Below are 1408 nucleotides of genomic sequence, written 5' to 3' on the forward strand. Positions count from 1 at the left end.
CATGTTGGCCTTGATTCATCACAACTCCGGTCTTTCCTTCGTCTAATTGTGCTTGTGTAATGTAAAGAAGATCGTGTTCTGAGACATTTGCTCCATTAGGGTTTAAATCTATAATTGCACCTGCTTCAGTAATTTTAAGCTGCTGCCCAGATCTTAGTTGATGAAGTTCGATTCTTCCATTTGGATAGCGTACTTTAACTGGTTTAAGAAAATTCGAATCACCTTGTGTATGATACATGGAAATATTAAATTCCCCAGATGTAAAACTAGGAGCCTGGTAAGTTTCGTTTTCTGCATATACATCAATGCGAGTACCTGGGTTTCGGTCTTTCTCCTCTGGGCTTATTCCAAGTGCTTCATAAGTGTTTGCTAAAGCACCTAATACAGTAATACTTATATCTATTACCGTACCTATCCCTGCGCTAGCTTTGTTTTCTGCAATAGGAGCGACAGAAAAAAGAATACCTAATGCCGCTGCAGTAGGAATTACTTTCTTTCCAATTCCAATTGTTTTAAATTTTTTCTTCATTTTTGTTGTCCTCTCTTAGTAAGATTTAGCCTAGATTGCTTACATGTAACACTGTAAAAAACAAACATATAAATACTGTCGTATATTGATTTAAAATATAAAATCAATATTTATAAATTCATCTTAGTTTAAAAACCTTTCAAATTTCTTTCATAAATGTTACAAAAGTCTTTCATTAATATCGTATAAAATTCTGAACTTTTTACGATAGTCTATATTTTTTCAGCTTGGCCCCATGCTCATTAAGCGAAGATTTTTAAGTATCCCCAAAACAAAATTTTTATTTGTAAAATGAATGAAGTAGTAAACAAGAAAGGCTGGCAAAATGCCAACCTTTCTTGTTTTTTGGGTCTCAATTTTTAACTTAATAAGATATATCGGTGGTTTACTTATGTATCAATCCTTTTATTTCTATCGGTATTTCCAAGTTTAAGAAATTACTTGCAAGAGTCCTGAAGTGTTTGTATGAGAAGCAATGAAAGGGTTTTGTAACATTTACGAAAGACTTTTGAGAGTTATTTAAATTAAGATAAACTTACCGATGTTAATTTAAATATGTTGGAAACAGTATAAATTAGAAAGTAAGGAGCACATCCATGAAGGAAAAGATAAAGAGATGTATAAAAAAAATCCCCCCTGTAGGAATAGCGATGGGGATTGTATTCAGCTTGAACCCATTTACAAAACATAAAGCGAAAGCAGACGTTGATACGTTCGCAACGATTGTTACAACATTTGGTGATACCTATGATTCGTTTTTAAAAGAGCCTTTTGTTATCTTTTTATCCGAACAAAGTGCTAAAAATGATTATACAGCTAACAATGAAAACCGTGCTTACAAAGCTCCTACTTTTAACAAAGGAGAATTTGGTATTAGTG

The 1408-nt window shown here is 32.8% G+C and carries 2 pseudogenes; one reads left to right on the forward strand and one right to left on the reverse strand.

From position 1 onward, the window contains the following. Nucleotides 1-529: pseudogene (locus CQZ94_RS30710) on the reverse strand (cell wall-binding protein); the annotation flags it as partial. A gap of 596 nt (nucleotides 530-1125) precedes the next feature. Here CQZ94_RS30710 and CQZ94_RS30715 point away from each other — a divergent pair. Next, nucleotides 1126-1408, forward strand: a pseudogene (locus CQZ94_RS30715) (hypothetical protein); the annotation flags it as partial.

Source organism: Bacillus sp. MYb209 (assembly GCF_002975175.1).
Taxonomy (GTDB): Bacteria; Bacillota; Bacilli; order Bacillales; family Bacillaceae_G; genus Bacillus_A.